The organism is Hungatella effluvii (assembly GCF_003201875.1).
GTDB lineage: Bacteria > Bacillota > Clostridia > Lachnospirales > Lachnospiraceae > Hungatella > Hungatella effluvii.
In genome coordinates this window covers 20,573-36,173 of sequence record NZ_QJKD01000027.1, presented here as the reverse complement: position 1 = coordinate 36,173, position 15,601 = coordinate 20,573, and the positions used below count along the sequence as shown (strand labels likewise).

Sequence of the window (15,601 nt, the reverse complement as noted above, 5' to 3'; positions counted from 1 at the left end):
TTGAGAACACCATAAATTTTTAAAGGTTGTTATGGCATGTTCTGGAAAAGGATGGTATGATGGGGCAGGAGCGCAGTTTTTTGGCGGTGCAGGCATGAAAAACCAGCTGCGAAACGCGCAAACTGAGGAGAAAGGACCCCTTCATAAAATGATAAGAGATTACTTTAAGAAACTGGACCGCAGGCGGGCCGTCATCATGATCATCGGTAATATTTTTACGGGAATGGGAATCAGCATTTTTAAACTTTCAGGACTGGGCAACGACCCCTTCAGCGGCATGGTAATGGCCCTGTCGGACTGCACCGGCATTCAGTATGCGTTTTTCCTTATCCTGGTGAATCTTGTGATTTTCATTGCTGAGATTACCATGGGCCGGCAGCTGATCGGCCTGGGCACGGCTGTGAACGCGCTGCTTCTGGGATACATCGTTACCTTCTTTTTCGGAATATGGGAGGTGACCCTTGGAATGCCTTCCGTGCTGTGGCAGAAGCTATTGACCGTATTCATCGGTGTGGTAGTCTGCAGCTTCGGGCTCTCTTTATACCAGACCTCCGATGTAGGCGTGGCGCCGTATGACAGCCTTGCGCTGATCATGTGCAGAAAACAGAAAAAGATATCCTACTTCTGGTGCCGTATGGCCTGTGACGTGTTCTGCGCGGTGGTGTGCTTCGCGGCAGGCGGAATTGTCGGCCTGGGAACGCTGGTATCCGCTTTGGGACTGGGGCCTTTTGTGCAGTTCTTTAATTTTCATTTTACGGACAGGCTGTTAAAGAAGGATGGAGTATCGAATCCTGTATAAATGAAAATCAAATCCCCTGTGACTTTACTAAATGGTAATGGCACAGGGGATTTATGCGTCTGTAAGTAATCGTATAGACTGAGAATATCCGCATCCAGGTAAAAGAAGAAGTATTCAGGATTGACATTTTCCCTGGTTTGTGCAATAATATAAATACTTTGATAAAAAGATATATAAAAGTATTTATATTATTGCACAGACCAAAATGTAGAAAGAGGGTACATGTATGATGCTGCAGCAGGTAATGACTGCTCCGGGGGAAATTGAGTTTCAGGAAGTGCCGGTTCCGGAGCCGGAAGAGAATCAGGTACTGGTTAAGATCAGAAAGATCGGAGTGTGCGGATCGGACATCCATGTCTACCATGGCGAGCATCCGTTTACCAGCTATCCGGTCACTCAGGGACACGAAGTATCGGGGGAGATTGAGAAGCTCGGAAGCGATGTAAAAGGATGGAAGGCGGGGCAGAAGGTGACGATCCAGCCGCAGGTGGTCTGCGGAAAATGTTATCCGTGCCGTCATGGCAAATACAATCTCTGCGAAGAATTGAAGGTAATGGGATTTCAGACGACCGGTGTGGCATCCGATTACTTCGCTGTCGACGCGGCCAAGGTGACGCTGCTTCCGGAGGAGATGAGCTTTGACGAGGGCGCCATGATTGAACCATTGGCGGTGGCGGTTCACGCGGTGAAGCGTGCCGGAAATGTGGAAGGCGCTAAGATCGCAGTCCTGGGAGCGGGACCGATCGGAATCCTGGTGGCCCAGACGGCGAAGGGCCTGGGTGCGGAGAGCGTTATGATTACGGATGTCAGCGATTTGAGGCTGGAAAAGGCGAAGGAATGCGGCGCGGATTTCTGCATCAATACGAAGACGAAGAATTTCGGTGAGGCCATGGTGGAGAATTTCGGGCCGGATAAGGCTGACGTCATCTACGACTGCGCGGGCAATAATATTACCATGGGACAGGCCATTCAATATGCGCGCAAGGGAAGTACCATCATCCTGGTGGCGGTATTTGCGGGAACCGCCCAGATTGATCTGGCTGTCTTAAATGACCATGAGCTGGACTTGAATACCAGTATGATGTACCGAAATGAGGACTATCTCGATGCGATCCGTCTGGTAAAGGAGAAAAAGGTGGTGCTGGCGCCGCTGATCTCCAAACATTTCGCATTCAGGGACTATCTGGAGGCATACCGGTATATCGATGAGAACCGGGAGAGCACCATGAAGGTGATTATCAATGTGGCAGAATCGTAACGCGGAGGAATAGACGGAGCTGTGGATCATGATACAGGGGAGAGGAAGATAAAATGGCAGCACAGTACATAACGGGACTCCAGCATATTGGAATTCCGACGAATGATATAGAAAAGACGACGGCATTTTACCATGAACTGGGGTTTGAGACTGCATTTGAAACGGTAAATGAAGCGGCTGGGGAGAGAGTTGCTTTTTTGAAATGCGGCAGTCTTGTGATTGAGACGTATGAGAACCATCAGGCGGCGGAGAGGAACGGAGCGGTGGATCACGTGGCTCTCGATGTGACGGATATTGAAGCGGTATTTGCAGAGATCAAAGAAGCGGGATACCCTATGCTTGACGAGGAGATCCAGTTTCTGCCCTTCTGGGCAAATGGCGTCCGCTTTTTCACCATTCTGGGACCGAATCGGGAAAAGGTAGAGTTCAGCCAGATGCTGTAAACGATGCACTGCCACTTGCCGTCTTCCCCAATCAATGATAATATGATTACAGGATTGGAGGAGACGGCTATGACAAAAGAAAAGCTTGCGCTTGAAATCATCAGGCGCCTAAAAGAAGAATACCCTGACGTCGGTTGTACACTGGATTACGATGAGGCCTGGAAGCTCCTTGTGAGCGTGCGCCTGGCGGCCCAGTGTACCGATGCCAGGGTAAATGTGGTTGTACAGGATTTATATGCAGAGTATCCGGACGTGGAGGCGCTGGCAGGGGCCGAAGTGGAAGACATCGAGAAGATCGTGAAGCCCTGCGGCCTGGGGCACAGCAAAGCAAAGGATATCAGCGCGTGCATGAAGATCCTGAAGGAACAGTATGACGGCAGAGTTCCCGACGATTTCGATGCACTCTTAAAGCTTCCCGGAGTGGGAAGAAAGAGCGCGAATCTGATTATGGGCGATGTGTTCGGCAGACCGGCCATCGTCACTGATACCCACTGTATCCGTCTGGTGAACCGTATGGGACTGGTGGAGGATTTAAAGGACCCGAAAAAGGTGGAGATGGCTTTGTGGAAGCTGATTCCGCCTGAGGAGGGCAGTGATTTCTGTCACCGCCTCGTATTCCATGGCAGAGATGTCTGTACAGCCAGGACGAAGCCATTCTGTGAAAAATGCTGCCTGAAGGATATCTGCGCCCGAAACGGGGTATAGGGAAGACGGCTCCCGGGAGAATGGTATGAATGTCAAGGATTTAAAAAGCTTTGAGGCGGTCTATGAGGAACGCGGCATCAACCAGGCGGCACAGAAGCTGTTTATCACGCCTCAGGGCCTGAGCCGCAATATTAAGATGCTGGAGAGCGAGCTGGATACGGTGCTCTTCGAACGGACGAAACAGGGTGTGAGGCCGACGGAGAGCGCAGAACTGCTCCATGAGAGGGCGGGTATCCTGATTCGGGAGTTCGAGGAAATCCGCAACGGTATCCAACAGCTGAAAAATGAAAAACGACTGCTCCGCATTGGCTGTGCCTGCGGAGTATTTAACTTACTTTCTTTTTCGGTGATTCAGAAATTTATCGATGAGAATCCTGAGATTTCCGTGGAATGGTGTGAGTACTCGAATCAGGAGGTGAAGGAGCGGCTGATGGATTCCACCATCGAATACGGTTTCGTCGTTGGAGCGTGGAAGGAAGACGGCGTAAAAAACAGGCGTCTGGCCGGATGCAGAGTCTGTCTTCTGGTTTACGAAGGCCACCCCTTCTATGATCTGGAAGAGGTCACCATTGATTTGGTCCGTGGTGAAAAGCTGATCCTGATGAACGAGTACTTTCATATGTACCACGACTTTCTGAAGGCCTGCGAGGTCAGGGGATTTAAGCCGCTTATTGCTGCCAAAACCGCAGATGCAAACTTTCAGTACCAGCTGTGCAGGCAGAGGACGGGGCTTGCGGTGGTGCCTGATTTTGCCGCGGAGCATTTCCGTATGGACCATATGAGGGCAATTCCCTTCCGGGAGAGGCTGAAATGGGAAGTGTACGGCGTTTATAAGGAGAATAACGGCTGCTATTCGGTGATTCGGGCACTGGAGGATTTTCTGCGGAGCTATTCTGTGGATTTCCCGGAGGAATAAAAAAAGTATTGACAGCCATCAAGCAATTGTTGATAGCGCCTGTCCTGTATGGAACGGTATAATATCGTTATAAAAATAACAGGAGGGTGCCATGAAGTACAAGAATCTGTTTACACCGGTCAAAATAGGATCGGTCACATTGAAAAACCGTTTTGCCCTGGCCCCCATGGGTCCGCTGGGACTGGCTGACGCCGAGGGCGGCTTTAATCAGAGGGGAATCGACTATTACACGGAACGCGCCAAGGGCGGCACGGGGCTGATCATCACGGGAGTGACCTTTTCAGATTGTGAGGTTGAGACCCAGAGTATGCCAAACTGCCCCAATTCCACGTACAATCCGGTGCATTTTATCCGGACGTCGAAGGAGATGACGGAACGGGTACATGCATACGGAAGCAAGATATTTCTCATGATGTCGGCCGGCTTCGGAAGGGTGACAATACCGACGAATCTCGGAGAGTTTCCGCCGGTCGCTCCGTCCGCGATTCCGCACCGGTGGCTGGATAAAATCTGCAGGCCGCTTACGAAGGAGGAGATCCACAGCATTGTAAAGTCATTCGGAGACGGGGCGTATCATGCGAAAAGGGGCGGTTTTGACGGCGTGGAGATTCATGCGGTTCACGAGGGCTATCTGCTGGACCAGTTTGCCATCTCCATGTTTAACCAGAGGACGGACGAGTATGGGGGATCACTGGAAAACAGGCTGCGGTTCGCCCGGGAAGTGGTGGAAGAGATCAAGTCCCGGTGCGGACAGGATTTTCCCGTGGTGCTGCGTTTCAGCTTAAAGAGTATGATTAAGGACTGGCGGGAAGGCGCTCTGCCGGGAGAAATATTTGAGGAGAAGGGCCGCGATATCGAGGAGGGCCTGGAGACTGCGAAGCTGCTGGTACAGTACGGCTATGACGCGCTGGACACCGATGTGGGAACGTATGACGCATGGTGGTGGAACCATCCGCCGATGTATCAGAAAAAGGGACTTTTCCGTCCGTACTGCAAGATGGTGAAAGAGGCTGTGGATGTCCCGGTGCTGTGTGCAGGCCGTATGGACAATCCGGAGATGGCCTCCGAGGCTGTGGAGGCCGGCGAGTGCGACATCGTCAGCCTTGGCCGCCCGCTTCTGGCCGATCCCGACTATGTGAATAAGCTAAGGGCCGGAAAATGGGAACAGATCCGCCCGTGTATCTCCTGTCAGGAAGGCTGTATGGGCCGTGTTCAGGAATTTTCCATGATCAACTGCGCGGTGAACCCGCAGGCTGCCAGGGAGCGGGTGACCGCCTATGAACCCATCCTAAAGAGCAGACGGGTGATGGTCGTGGGCGGCGGCGCGGCAGGCTGTGAGGCCGCCAGAGTGCTGGCGGTGAGAGGCCATAAGCCGGAGCTGTTCGAAAAGGGAGACAGGCTGGGCGGCAACCTGATTCCAGGAGGAGCTCCTGACTTCAAGGAGGACGATCTCGCACTGGCGCACTGGTATGAGGTTCAGCTTCAGAACCTCAAAGTTCCGGTACATTTCCATACCTGTGTGGACCGGGACATGGTTATGGCGGGAAATTATGATGCGGTTATCATTGCTGCCGGCTCCAGGCCTAAGGTATTTTCCCTGGGTGATGACGAGCGGGTATATCCTGCGGCTCAGGTCCTGACCGGGGAAAAGGACTGCGGAGATACCACCGTGGTTATAGGCGGCGGCCTGGTCGGCTGTGAAACTGCGCTCTGGCTGGCAGAACAGGGGAAGAACGTGACGATCGTGGAAGCTCTCGACCGGCTGATGGCGGTCAACGGCCCCTTGTGTCATGCCAACAAGGACATGCTGGAACGCCTGATTCCCTATCACGGGGTAAAGACCATAACCTCCGCCAGAGTGACCGGGTATCGCGGCGGAATTCTGCATGCTTCCTGCGGCGGAGAAGATCGGGAAATCGCCTGTGACAGCGTAATTCTTGCAGTGGGGTATGAGGAGGAAGACTCTCTGTACCGCCAGCTGGAATTTGACGTACCGGAACTGTATTTGTTGGGAGACGCAAGGAAAGTATCCAATATTATGTATGCGATATGGGATGCGTTTGAGGTGGCAAACCATATTGGCTGAGGAGTTAATGGATAGCGACCGTTTATTCCGGCGAGTGGCGGGCCAGCTACTATACCTGATCAAGCATATCGATCAAGCGAGGCAGGCTCTGCCTGCGGGGCGTTTAACCCTCACGGCATCGGAGCAGGACACACAGCAGAGCATTATGATATCCTCTGCTGCTTCCTGCATCGATGCCGTTTTTTTGTATAAAATTAATTGTCAGCGGACAGCAGGGAAATGAATAAACATGACATACAGATGACGTGATTAGTGTGGTATTATAGTTACAGTTTGATTATATTCGATTTGGAAATGGAAATGGATATTAGGAGGAAATTGTATGCACGAAAAACAGGTAAAGTCGATTCTGTCTGCACAGAATGGCATGAATCTTTACAGAGGCTGCACGCACGGATGCATTTACTGCGACGCCAGAAGCACCTGTTATCAGATGGATCATGCGTTTGAAGATATTGAAGTAAAGTCCAACGCTGTAGAACTGTTGGAGAAGGCGCTTAAGAGCAAACGAAAGAAATGTATGATCGGAACAGGCGCCATGAGCGACCCCTATTTACATCTGGAAAAGCGGCTCTGTCTTACCAGGCGGAGTCTGGAACTGATTGATTACTATGGATTTGGCCTGTCCATCCAGACGAAGTCGGATTTAATCCTGCGCGACCTGGATTTATTAAAAAGCATCAACCGGAAGACGAAGTGTGTGGTTTCCATGACGCTTACGACGTATGATGAGGCGCTTTGCCGGATCATCGAGCCGAATGTCTGCACAACCGGACGCAGAGCGGAGGTACTGCGGATTCTTAAGGAGGAGGGGATTCCTACCATCGTCTGGCTGTCTCCGATTCTTCCATTTATAAACGATACAGAGGAGAACATACGCGGCATTCTGTCATACTGCCGTGACGCATCGGTATACGGGCTGATGCTCTTTGGCATCGGCGTGACGCTGCGGGATGGGGACAGGCAGTATTTCTATGCGCAGCTGGATCAGCATTTTCCGGGGATGAAGGAGCGCTATATCCGTACCTATGGAAACAGTTACGAGATCCCGTCGCCGGATACCAGACGTCTGCTCGCCCTGGTAAAAGAAGAATGCCGCAATACAGGAATGGTCTGCAGCAGCAATCGGCTGTTTGAGTATATGCATACCTTTGAGGATAAACAGGCGGGGGTCCAGATGTCGTTGTTTGAGTGAGGAAAGAGGGCAAGGGCAAGGGGCTTTATCGGGGTGTTTGTCAATAAGGATAAGGAGGTTCGATTTCATCGTATACCTCCAGGCATAATGATCCATATATTAGCCGCTACCTTTTCCGGTTCTTCCATAAGTATTCAATGAAATTAACAAAGAAGAACAGTAAGAAAAAGATTACTTCAGGTATTAAGGTTATCTCATAAGGATTGCCGGATATGAATCCATAAATGACACAAAGCAGAGTAAAGCAAACCGACATTACAAGTGCCTTTAATAATGCAGGCAGTACGTATTGTTTCATAAAAATCTCCTATTAATTATAATGCAAATTTATTTTCTGGTTATGTTATTCTTTTTCTTTGACTTTCTTAATGACAGTTCCGATTACCACTCCAATAATCATTCCAAATAATAAGCCATAACACATTGTTATGCCTGCTCTTCCCTGTGACAGGCCAACCGCACCACCGATGGCAAGCCCGATTGTCATACCGGAACACATACACGTAATAACCGGAATATTGTTTTTGTCCATTGCCCTTCCCTTCTGAATCCGTTTTGTCAAGACTTTATTTGCCTGATATAAAAGCATGATGATATGGACAGTGTATAATATTACACGAAGCTTGTCAATCTGGAGCGGCCTTTATGCAACACGCATTTCAGGTTTGGCGGATATGCATGCCGGAGCAGATACAGATCGAAACCTTTCATGAGGACTTTCGCGAATTTCGTGTTTATGATAGAATATAAAAATACATAGAAAAAATACAAGACAGCCAATCAGAAAAGGAGGTGAGGCAGATGAACGCGGCATACAGCGAAGCCTACCTTCACTATCGGGAATCTTTCTCTTCCATATTCAATGAGGAACACGGAGAAGAGCAGAAGGGGATACCGGAAACAGCGGCTTTAGACGATGGTTTCTCTTTGTGCTCCCGCTATTATACAGGAACGTTAAAGGGGAATATCCACGCGGTGATCCATGATCTTGTGAGAGAGGACGGAACCGTACTGTTAAGCTGGAGGAATCTGGATGATGACGGGGATTTCTGCCGGCTGATTCACCACCGGAATGGGAAGCGGTATCTGGTATTCCGGGAGGATTTATACGGATGCAGTATTTTCTGTGTGGAGACGGGAGATGTGTTCCGTTATATACCGGCATGTGTCTATCCGGATAAACCAGAAGATTTTCAGGAGAGTTTTATCTGGACAGATGCAGTATATGACAGTAAATCCAGCCTTCTGGCAGTGACAGGCTGTTTCTGGGCTTGCCCATTTGATGTCATGATTCTCGACTTTGAGAATCCTTTTACAGAGCCGGAGGGAATAAATGGTCACGAACTAATGGACCAGGAGTATGATATTTACGACGATATCGAGTTTTTCGATTTTCAGAATGGGAATATAATTTTGAAAGCATATAACACCAGAGATGAGAAACAGGAGATTTTGACTTATGATACCGAATATTTAAAGAGATTGCTGAAGGAACGGTTTAAGGCCGTCAGAATGGAGGATACGCGATGATTGAACTGCCGGAGGCCATAAACCTGGCAAAACAGATGAGAGAGACAGTGAGAGGAAAGACGGCATCTGCGGTATATCCCCCTTCCTCACCCCACAAATTCTGCTGGTTTAACCATGAGCCGGAGGAGTACCAGGCGCTTCTGGCCGGTCGTACGGTGACTGACGCGGCCGGTTTTGGAATCTTTTCGGAACTGGAATTCGACAGCGGCGTCAGGTTGTGTTTCAATGATGGAGTAAATCCCCGTTTTATCCGGAAGGAGGAGGTCCGTCCGAAGAAATACCAGTTTCTCCTGGAATTTACGGATAGGTCCGCGATTGCATTTACAGTGGCCATGTATGGCAGTATTTCGTGCCATTCGGGAGATTATGACAATGAGTATTACAGAAAGAGTATCGAGAGCATCTCGCCGCTGACGGAGGAATTTGATGAAGGGTACTTTAAAGAGCTGCTGGCTTCTGTGAAACCGGCCATGAGCGCCAAGGCGTTTCTGGCTACGGAGCAGCGGATACCGGGGCTTGGCAACGGCTGCCTTCAGGATATCCTGTTTCAGGCAGGAATTCATCCGAAACGCAAGGTTTCCAGCCTTACAGACTGTGAACAAAACGTTCTGTGGACACAGGTAAAGACGGTGCTTCAAACCATGACGGAACAAGGCGGACGCGACACCGAAAAAGATATCTTTGGGAATCCAGGGGGCTATCAGACGTTGATGTCAAAGAATACATTGGCTTCCGGCTGTCCCGTATGCGGCGGAGAGATCGTAAAGGAAACTTATCTGGGCGGGGCGGTCTATTACTGTCCATCGTGCCAGAAAATGGAGGAAGAGAAGAGATGAAGACAATCGGCCTGATTGGCGGAATGAGTTGGGAAAGCACGGTTACTTATTATCAGGTTATCAATGAGGCGGTGAAAGAGAGGCTGGGAGGTCTCCACTCCGCCAGATGCGTTCTTTACAGCGTGGATTTTCAGGAGATCGAAGAGTGCCAGGCCGCGGGAGAATGGGAGAGAAGCGGAGAAATACTGGGAGAGGCGGCCAAAAGCCTGCAGAAGGCGGGGGCTGATTTTATCGTAATCTGCACGAATACCATGCACAAGGTAGCGCCTCAGATTCAGAGTAAGATCGATATTCCCATCCTGCATATTGCGGAGGCGACCGCTCTGAGGCTGAAAACAGAGAACATGGACCGTGTGGGCCTTTTGGGAACGAAATATACCATGACCCAGGATTTCTATAAGGGAAAACTGGCGGAGTACGGCGTGGAGGTGCTCATTCCGGAGGCGGCAGAGATCGAAACCGTGAACCGGGTGATCTACGAGGAGTTGTGCCGGGGGATCCTGTCTGAGACATCAAAAGAGGCATATTTAACGATCATCGCCCATTTAAAAGAGAGAGGCGCCCAGGGAGTGATTCTTGGCTGTACAGAGATTGGCCTTCTGGTAAAGGACGGGGACACGGATGTGCCGCTGTTTGATACGGCCCGGATTCATGCGGAGAAGGCGGCGGAGTTCTCGGTCGTGGGTGTTGCAGACGAAAGATGAAAGACGTTAGATGAAAGATGAAAAACGTTAGATTAAAGATGAAAAGGAGGTGTTCCGAGTGGCTGTCAGAACATTTGGCTGGGTACAGGAGGCCTATAAGCTGGATAATTTAAAAAATGTGGTATCGGTCTTTGTGCCGGGGTCTCCCGTCAACAGACGGTTAATAGAGGACAAACTGGTCCGGCTCATTTCAGATGAAGATGGCAAAGCAGAATTTATAGAGGAGCTGGAGGCTGATCCGGTCATCGTGCCGTACGCCCATCTGAAGGGGAAAGGGACACCGAAAGGATATACGAGAAGTAATGCACCGTGTTCAGGCATTATACAGGCGGTGCTGCCCGGGCAGAGAAAAGAGTACCAGAGCGACTGGCCGGCGGATTCATTTCTGCGCTGGGCGGTCAGCATCGGTTTTTTGAATTATGACAGAAATGCCGATACCTGTTCGCTGTCCGATCTGGGACGTTCCTATGCGGAGGCGGAAGCAGGCAGCAAAGAAGAGGAGGAGGCGCTCACAACGGCGTTTCTCTCGTATCCTCCTGTCTGCCGGGTGCTTTCGCTGCTGGCAGCGGGCGACCATCTGACAAAGTTTGAAATAGGAGCCAAACTGGGCTTTATCGGTGAGGCCGGTTTTACCTCGATTCCGCAGCATATGATTCTGCAGGGACTTTTCGAAACGGAGGAGGAGGACAGGGCAAAGCTTCTTCAGGATACAGAAGGAACCAGTGATAAATACGTCCGAACCATCTGCAGCTGGCTGAAACAGATGGGCTGGGTGGAACAGGCGGCGAAGACGGCGGCAGAGGATGCTGGAACCAGGCGGTATGAGGGAACCATCCCCCAGTCCTACAGGCTTACGCTAAAGGGGAGAACCGTGTTCAAGCATACCACCGGTGTCTCGAAGTTTGCCCGGATACCGAAGCGGGTGATGTGGGATATGCTGGCAACGAAGGCGGCGGACCGGGATTACTTAAGGAACCGGAGGACCCGCATTATCCAGTACCTTCTGAAGGATTATCGTTCGCCGGAGCAGGTAAAGGCCTATCTGGAGACGGCGGGACTGGAAGAGACGGTGGAGACCATTAAAGATGATATCCGTGGTTTTGAGAACATCGGCTTAAATGTGAAGCGTACCGGAAAGACGTATAAGATCATGGACGATATCGTAGGCCTGGAGATTCCGGCGGATGATGCGGGCCGGATCTCTGTAAAATCCGATATGGCTGTCGTAAAGGACAGCGTCAGAGAGCGGCTGGCCCATGTAAGCCACGAGTATCTGCTTTTAATCGATCTGGGCTTCGATGGTACATCAGACCGCGACTATGAGATTCAGACGGCGGAGCTTCTCACCAGGGAATTGGATTTTCTGGGAGGAAGACTGGGAGATACCAGGAAGCCGGATGTCTGCATTTACTATGGAAAAGACGGCATGATTATGGACAATAAGGCGTATGGAAAAGGATACTCCCTTCCGATCAAGCAGGCAGACGAAATGTACCGCTATTTGGAGGAAAATAAGGAGAGGAACGAGAAGATCAATCCGAACCGCTGGTGGAAGGTATTTGATGAAGGCGTGACCGATTACCGGTTTGCTTTTGTGTCGGGATCCTTTACCGGAGGCTTTAAAGATCGTCTGGAAAATATCCACATGCGCTCCGGACTCTGCGGCGGCGCGATAGACTCCGTGACACTTCTGCTGCTGGCAGAAGAATTAAAGGCGGGCCGTATGGAGTATTCCGAATTTTTCCGCCTGTTCGACTGCAACGACGAGGTCACTTTTCGGTAAAAGGTAATATAATGGATAGTGGAAGCAGAAAGAGGGAATGTTCATGGAGTTGGGAGAATACCTTCCATTTTGGAAAAAATTGACGGAAGCAGAGCGGAGGACACTGGCTGGAAGCGTGCAGAGACGCCGGTTTGAAAAAGGACAGGTGCTTCACCATGGATCGGATGAGTGCACCGGGCTGATTCTTACGCTGGACGGACAGCTGCGGGTTTATACCATATCGGAGGAGGGCAGGGAGTTGACTCTGTACCGGCTGCTGGAACGGGATTTATGTATATTTTCAGCGCCCTGCATGGTGAAGAGCATCCTGTTCGATGTGATCGTGGAAGCAGAGCAGGACACGGAGATTCTTCATATCCCAGTCGATGTCTACAGGGATCTGATGGACAACAGCGCGGCGGTTGCCAATTTTACCAATGAGCTGATGGCGGCGCGTTTTTCCGATGTGATGTGGCTGATGGACCAGGTACTGAACAAGAAGATCGACAGCCGTCTTGCGGCGTTTTTGCTGGAGGAGAGCGGGCTCGATGAGAGTAGGAAGCTTTCTATCACCCACGATCAGATCGCCCGCCACATGGGGACGGCCAGGGAGGTTATCACCCGGATGCTGAAGGCATTTCAGGCGGATGGCCTGGTTAAGCTGACCCGCGGAGGAATCGAGCTTTTGAATGAGAAGAGGCTCACGGAGCTGGCGGCAGACAGTCTGCGGTAGCTGGCCGGATATGTATCGGTATGCATTCGGAACAAATTACGTGTGTAACAAAGTCACTGTAAAGCAGATCGTTTTCGTGTATTCTTATATCATCAATCAATGAATAAAAGGAGTACAAATAAAATGTCTGTATTTTCAATCACAAATAATAATTATCATGAGGAAGTCGTTACTTCAGGAAAGCCGGTGCTTCTCGATTTTTGGGCGCCATGGTGCGGGCCGTGTAAAAAGCTTTCCCCTGTCGTAGATAAAATTGCCGAGGAAAATCCCCATATCAAGGTGGGAAAGGTCAATGTGGAAGAGCAGAGGGAGCTGGCTGAGAAGTTTCATATTATGAGCATTCCGGCGCTGATTCTGATGAAGGAAGGAAAAGCGGTTGCCACCTCCGTGGGCGTGAAGCCCCAGGCCGCAATCGAGCAGATGATTGGCTTATGATGAAAGAGGTACCATGGATTTTTATGAGCGTGTCAGATTCGTTATGAATCATATTCCATATGGAAAAGCGGCCACCTATGGCCAGATTGCCCTGTTATGCGGGAAACCCAGGAATTCGAGGCAGGTGGGGTATGCACTGAACCGCCGCCTGGGGGAAAAGGATCTGCCTGCACACCGCGTGGTGAACGCCTCCGGATATTTAAGCGGAGCGGCTTCCTTTCGAACTCCGGATACGCAGAAGAAGCTTCTGGAAGCGGAGGGCGTAATCGTTGACGACGAGAACCGGGTGGATTTGAAGCGGTTTGGGTGGTATCATACGCTGGAGGACGCACTGGAATTCCGGGAATGGTTTGAGCAGAACGGAATATGACGGTGCGGGTGGTGAGAGTTTATTTATACATGTTTGTCAGTGAAATACTTAAAGGGGACCCGCAGAGAGGCTTTTGCCTCTGTGGGTCCCCTTTTCTGGAACAACCAACGGACTATTTAAATCGAGTCTTTCATTAAATCCATATGTACTTTGACGACTACTTTGCGGTATGTGATGGGTTTTCCTTCATAAGCCACGCTGGGGCGGTGAACATCCCATGGGAAATAGACGGCGATGCAGCCAGGGAGACAGTGGATAAAGCTTTCGTTCTGAATTCCCTCCAGGAAATAGAGGTCGTCGCTCTCGTGAGTCTCCGCTACCGTATAAGTCCCCGGATTCGGGGTGATGCCTGCAAGATCTTCACCCTCCGGCCAGTACTGTACATCTGCATAGTGGTGATGAATTTCGGGGCGGGTATCTTCAAACGGAATGGAGGTCTGATCAAATACTTTGACATACATGAGATTCCCCTCAAGCGGGTAGTCTCCCGGTTCCATCTGGAAAAAGTCGGTTGTTTTTAAATATTCTACAGCACGTCTGATCGCTGATGGACAGAGAGAAAAATCATTTGTGGAATTTAAACTCGAAAAAATCATTGTGAATACCTTCTTTCAGAAAACAAGTCTTCGGGTTACACAGTGAAATCGATTGCAATCACACTATATCAGATTTTTTCAAGAAAGGCAATCCCTAAAATTAATTTTCTAAAACGCAGAATCAGGGTGTTGATTCCCTGACGACGATGGCGGAAGGAAGAATCATCTGTCGTGTCGTAGTACGGTTTTCCAGGCAGTCGATCAAGATCCGGCAGGCGGCAATGCTGGAGTCAAAGGTTTTGTTATCCAGTGACGTAAGAGTGGGAATGCAGATTTCGCCGTAAATGGAGTTATCGACACCAATGACGGATACCTGATCCGGAATGGCGATACCCAGGTCATACAGCGCCCGTATGCCTCCGGTAGCAATTAAATCGACAGAATAAATGATTCCATCCACATCCGGGTGATCCTTTAAAACTTCCAGAGTGGCTCTCTTTCCGTCCGCTGCCGTGGTGCCGTGGGAATCGTAGATCCAGGGTTCGGTCTGGCCGAGAAGACGTATGCCTCTGCGAAATCCTTCCACCTTTAATTCGCAGCTTGGAGTATGGCAGTCACGGACAAATGCCAGACTTTTCCGCCCTTTTTCCGCCAGAAGGTTTACACAGGCTTCCACTCCGTGCAGTTCATCGGACAGAACTCCGTAAATATTCGGCGCATCTAAGAAGGCATTGATCATGACGATCGGCACATTGTTCAGATGGCGCTTGATGGCCTGCGCAACGGATTCTGTCTGAAAGGAGGAACCGATCAGCACAGCTCCCTCCACACGGCGCTGCTCCAGAATAGAGATCGCCTGGGCGCGCGATTCGTCATCGTCACCGGTATTTAAGATAACACAGCAGTAGTTTAGGGCGGCCAGCTTGCGTTCAATATAGTAAGCCCCATCGGTATGATGGATGTTACGGATATCCGCGATCAGAATTCCGATAATGCGGGAAGACTGGCTGACAAGGCCTCGGGCTGCGGCATCAGGGGTATAGTGGTACTTCTTTAAAAGCTTCTGCACTTTTTTTCTTACTTCCGGATTAACTCCTGTTTTGTTATTGATAACACGGGATACACTGCTGGCGGAAACGCCGGCTTCTTTTGCAATATCGTAGATTGTCATAGGCGATGCACTCTTTCTTTTTATAGTTATCGTATCTCATTGGAAATTCCAATCCCTTCTCCGTCAGTTTACAGAACTCCCCGCTATTGTAGATTATATCCAAAATATGGAAAAATTGTAAA

General features: G+C 50.1%; 16 protein-coding genes and 1 pseudogene. 14 read left to right on the top strand and 3 right to left on the bottom strand.

The window, feature by feature from the left end; genetic code table 11:
* The first annotated feature begins 148 nt into the window (after positions 1–148).
* The 7 genes from DFR60_RS28560 to DFR60_RS28525 all read left to right on the top strand — a co-directional run bounded on the left by DFR60_RS28560 (position 149) and on the right by DFR60_RS28525 (position 7,402).
* Positions 149–799: a YczE/YyaS/YitT family protein gene (locus tag DFR60_RS28560; RefSeq protein WP_110326513.1), complete on the top strand. Its 651-nt coding sequence runs from the start codon at positions 149–151 to the stop codon at positions 797–799.
* A 229-nt stretch (positions 800–1,028) separates the two neighbouring features.
* Positions 1,029–2,057: a zinc-dependent alcohol dehydrogenase gene (locus DFR60_RS28555; protein ID WP_110326511.1), complete on the top strand. Its 1,029-nt coding sequence runs from the start codon at positions 1,029–1,031 to the stop codon at positions 2,055–2,057.
* A 53-nt stretch (positions 2,058–2,110) separates the two neighbouring features.
* Positions 2,111–2,500 (top strand): VOC family protein, encoded by a 390-nt coding sequence (locus tag DFR60_RS28550; protein WP_055651018.1) that lies wholly within the window; start codon positions 2,111–2,113, stop codon positions 2,498–2,500.
* Positions 2,501–2,569: 69 nt separating this feature from the next.
* Positions 2,570–3,205 (top strand): endonuclease III domain-containing protein, encoded by a 636-nt coding sequence (locus tag DFR60_RS28545; RefSeq protein ID WP_110326478.1) that lies wholly within the window; start codon positions 2,570–2,572, stop codon positions 3,203–3,205.
* Positions 3,206–3,230: 25 nt separating this feature from the next.
* Complete coding sequence (locus DFR60_RS28540; protein ID WP_110326476.1) at positions 3,231–4,121, top strand: LysR family transcriptional regulator; 891 nt, start codon at positions 3,231–3,233, stop codon at positions 4,119–4,121.
* Positions 4,122–4,212: 91 nt separating this feature from the next.
* A complete protein-coding gene (locus DFR60_RS28535) occupies positions 4,213–6,207 on the top strand; it encodes an oxidoreductase (RefSeq protein ID WP_110326474.1) in 1,995 nt (664 codons plus the stop codon).
* Between the two features lie 322 nt (positions 6,208–6,529).
* Complete coding sequence (locus tag DFR60_RS28525; RefSeq protein WP_110326470.1) at positions 6,530–7,402, top strand: SPL family radical SAM protein; 873 nt, start codon at positions 6,530–6,532, stop codon at positions 7,400–7,402.
* Positions 7,403–7,745: 343 nt separating this feature from the next.
* Here the strand turns inward: DFR60_RS28525 and DFR60_RS28515 are convergent, their stop codons facing one another.
* The gene (locus tag DFR60_RS28515) at positions 7,746–7,934 is read right to left on the bottom strand and encodes a hypothetical protein (protein ID WP_110326467.1); all 189 of its coding nucleotides are present in this window, start codon (positions 7,932–7,934) and stop codon (positions 7,746–7,748) included.
* A gap of 269 nt (positions 7,935–8,203) precedes the next feature.
* Here DFR60_RS28515 and DFR60_RS28510 point away from each other — a divergent pair, with 269 nt between their 5' ends.
* The 7 genes and pseudogenes from DFR60_RS28510 (at position 8,204) to DFR60_RS28480 (ending at position 13,772) form a co-directional block, all read left to right on the top strand.
* Positions 8,204–8,932, top strand: coding sequence for a hypothetical protein (locus tag DFR60_RS28510; protein WP_110326465.1), 729 nt, complete (start codon positions 8,204–8,206; stop codon positions 8,930–8,932).
* Positions 8,929–9,768, top strand: coding sequence for an endonuclease VIII (locus tag DFR60_RS28505; RefSeq protein WP_110326463.1), 840 nt, complete (start codon positions 8,929–8,931; stop codon positions 9,766–9,768). The genes DFR60_RS28510 and DFR60_RS28505 overlap by 4 nt, the downstream gene beginning before the upstream one ends.
* Entirely contained in the window at positions 9,765–10,472 is a 708-nt protein-coding gene (locus DFR60_RS28500; protein WP_110326461.1) for an aspartate/glutamate racemase family protein, read from the top strand. Before DFR60_RS28505 ends, DFR60_RS28500 begins: the two co-directional genes overlap by 4 nt.
* 58 nt (positions 10,473–10,530) lie before the next feature.
* Positions 10,531–12,255: a restriction endonuclease FokI C-terminal domain-containing protein gene (locus DFR60_RS28495; protein WP_110326459.1), complete on the top strand. Its 1,725-nt coding sequence runs from the start codon at positions 10,531–10,533 to the stop codon at positions 12,253–12,255.
* Between the two features lie 43 nt (positions 12,256–12,298).
* On the top strand, positions 12,299–12,967 hold the full coding sequence (locus tag DFR60_RS28490; RefSeq protein ID WP_055660193.1) for a Crp/Fnr family transcriptional regulator: 669 nt from the start codon (positions 12,299–12,301) through the stop codon (positions 12,965–12,967).
* Between the two features lie 96 nt (positions 12,968–13,063).
* Positions 13,064–13,402, top strand: a pseudogene (trxA, locus tag DFR60_RS28485) (thioredoxin); the annotation flags it as partial.
* A gap of 13 nt (positions 13,403–13,415) precedes the next feature.
* Positions 13,416–13,772 (top strand): MGMT family protein, encoded by a 357-nt coding sequence (locus DFR60_RS28480; RefSeq protein ID WP_110326455.1) that lies wholly within the window; start codon positions 13,416–13,418, stop codon positions 13,770–13,772.
* Positions 13,773–13,888: 116 nt separating this feature from the next.
* Here the strand turns inward: DFR60_RS28480 and DFR60_RS28475 are convergent, their stop codons facing one another.
* Together DFR60_RS28475 and DFR60_RS28470 are read right to left on the bottom strand one after the other, a co-directional pair.
* Positions 13,889–14,368, bottom strand: coding sequence for a NanQ anomerase/TabA/YiaL family protein (locus DFR60_RS28475; RefSeq protein WP_110326453.1), 480 nt, complete (start codon positions 14,366–14,368; stop codon positions 13,889–13,891).
* A gap of 121 nt (positions 14,369–14,489) precedes the next feature.
* Complete coding sequence (locus tag DFR60_RS28470) at positions 14,490–15,479, bottom strand: LacI family DNA-binding transcriptional regulator (protein WP_110326451.1); 990 nt, start codon at positions 15,477–15,479, stop codon at positions 14,490–14,492.
* Positions 15,480–15,601: the final 122 nt, after the last annotated feature.

Excerpts from the sequence above, each read along its gene's own strand:
- DFR60_RS28550 (WP_055651018.1), top strand. The coding sequence starts at position 2,111 with ATGGCAGCACAGTACATAACGGGACTCCAGCATATTGGAATTCCGACG.
- DFR60_RS28470 (WP_110326451.1), bottom strand. The coding sequence starts at position 15,479 with ATGACAATCTACGATATTGCAAAAGAAGCCGGCGTTTCCGCCAGCAGT.
- DFR60_RS28555 (WP_110326511.1), top strand. The coding sequence starts at position 1,029 with ATGCTGCAGCAGGTAATGACTGCTCCGGGGGAAATTGAGTTTCAGGAA.
- DFR60_RS28490 (WP_055660193.1), top strand. The coding sequence starts at position 12,299 with ATGGAGTTGGGAGAATACCTTCCATTTTGGAAAAAATTGACGGAAGCA.
- DFR60_RS28540 (WP_110326476.1), top strand. The coding sequence starts at position 3,231 with ATGAATGTCAAGGATTTAAAAAGCTTTGAGGCGGTCTATGAGGAACGC.
- DFR60_RS28510 (WP_110326465.1), top strand. The coding sequence starts at position 8,204 with ATGAACGCGGCATACAGCGAAGCCTACCTTCACTATCGGGAATCTTTC.
- DFR60_RS28500 (WP_110326461.1), top strand. The coding sequence starts at position 9,765 with ATGAAGACAATCGGCCTGATTGGCGGAATGAGTTGGGAAAGCACGGTT.
- DFR60_RS28515 (WP_110326467.1), bottom strand. The coding sequence starts at position 7,934 with ATGGACAAAAACAATATTCCGGTTATTACGTGTATGTGTTCCGGTATG.
- DFR60_RS28535 (WP_110326474.1), top strand. The coding sequence starts at position 4,213 with ATGAAGTACAAGAATCTGTTTACACCGGTCAAAATAGGATCGGTCACA.
- DFR60_RS28560 (WP_110326513.1), top strand. The coding sequence starts at position 149 with ATGATAAGAGATTACTTTAAGAAACTGGACCGCAGGCGGGCCGTCATC.
- DFR60_RS28505 (WP_110326463.1), top strand. The coding sequence starts at position 8,929 with ATGATTGAACTGCCGGAGGCCATAAACCTGGCAAAACAGATGAGAGAG.
- DFR60_RS28480 (WP_110326455.1), top strand. The coding sequence starts at position 13,416 with ATGGATTTTTATGAGCGTGTCAGATTCGTTATGAATCATATTCCATAT.
- DFR60_RS28545 (WP_110326478.1), top strand. The coding sequence starts at position 2,570 with ATGACAAAAGAAAAGCTTGCGCTTGAAATCATCAGGCGCCTAAAAGAA.
- DFR60_RS28475 (WP_110326453.1), bottom strand. The coding sequence starts at position 14,368 with ATGATTTTTTCGAGTTTAAATTCCACAAATGATTTTTCTCTCTGTCCA.
- DFR60_RS28525 (WP_110326470.1), top strand. The coding sequence starts at position 6,530 with ATGCACGAAAAACAGGTAAAGTCGATTCTGTCTGCACAGAATGGCATG.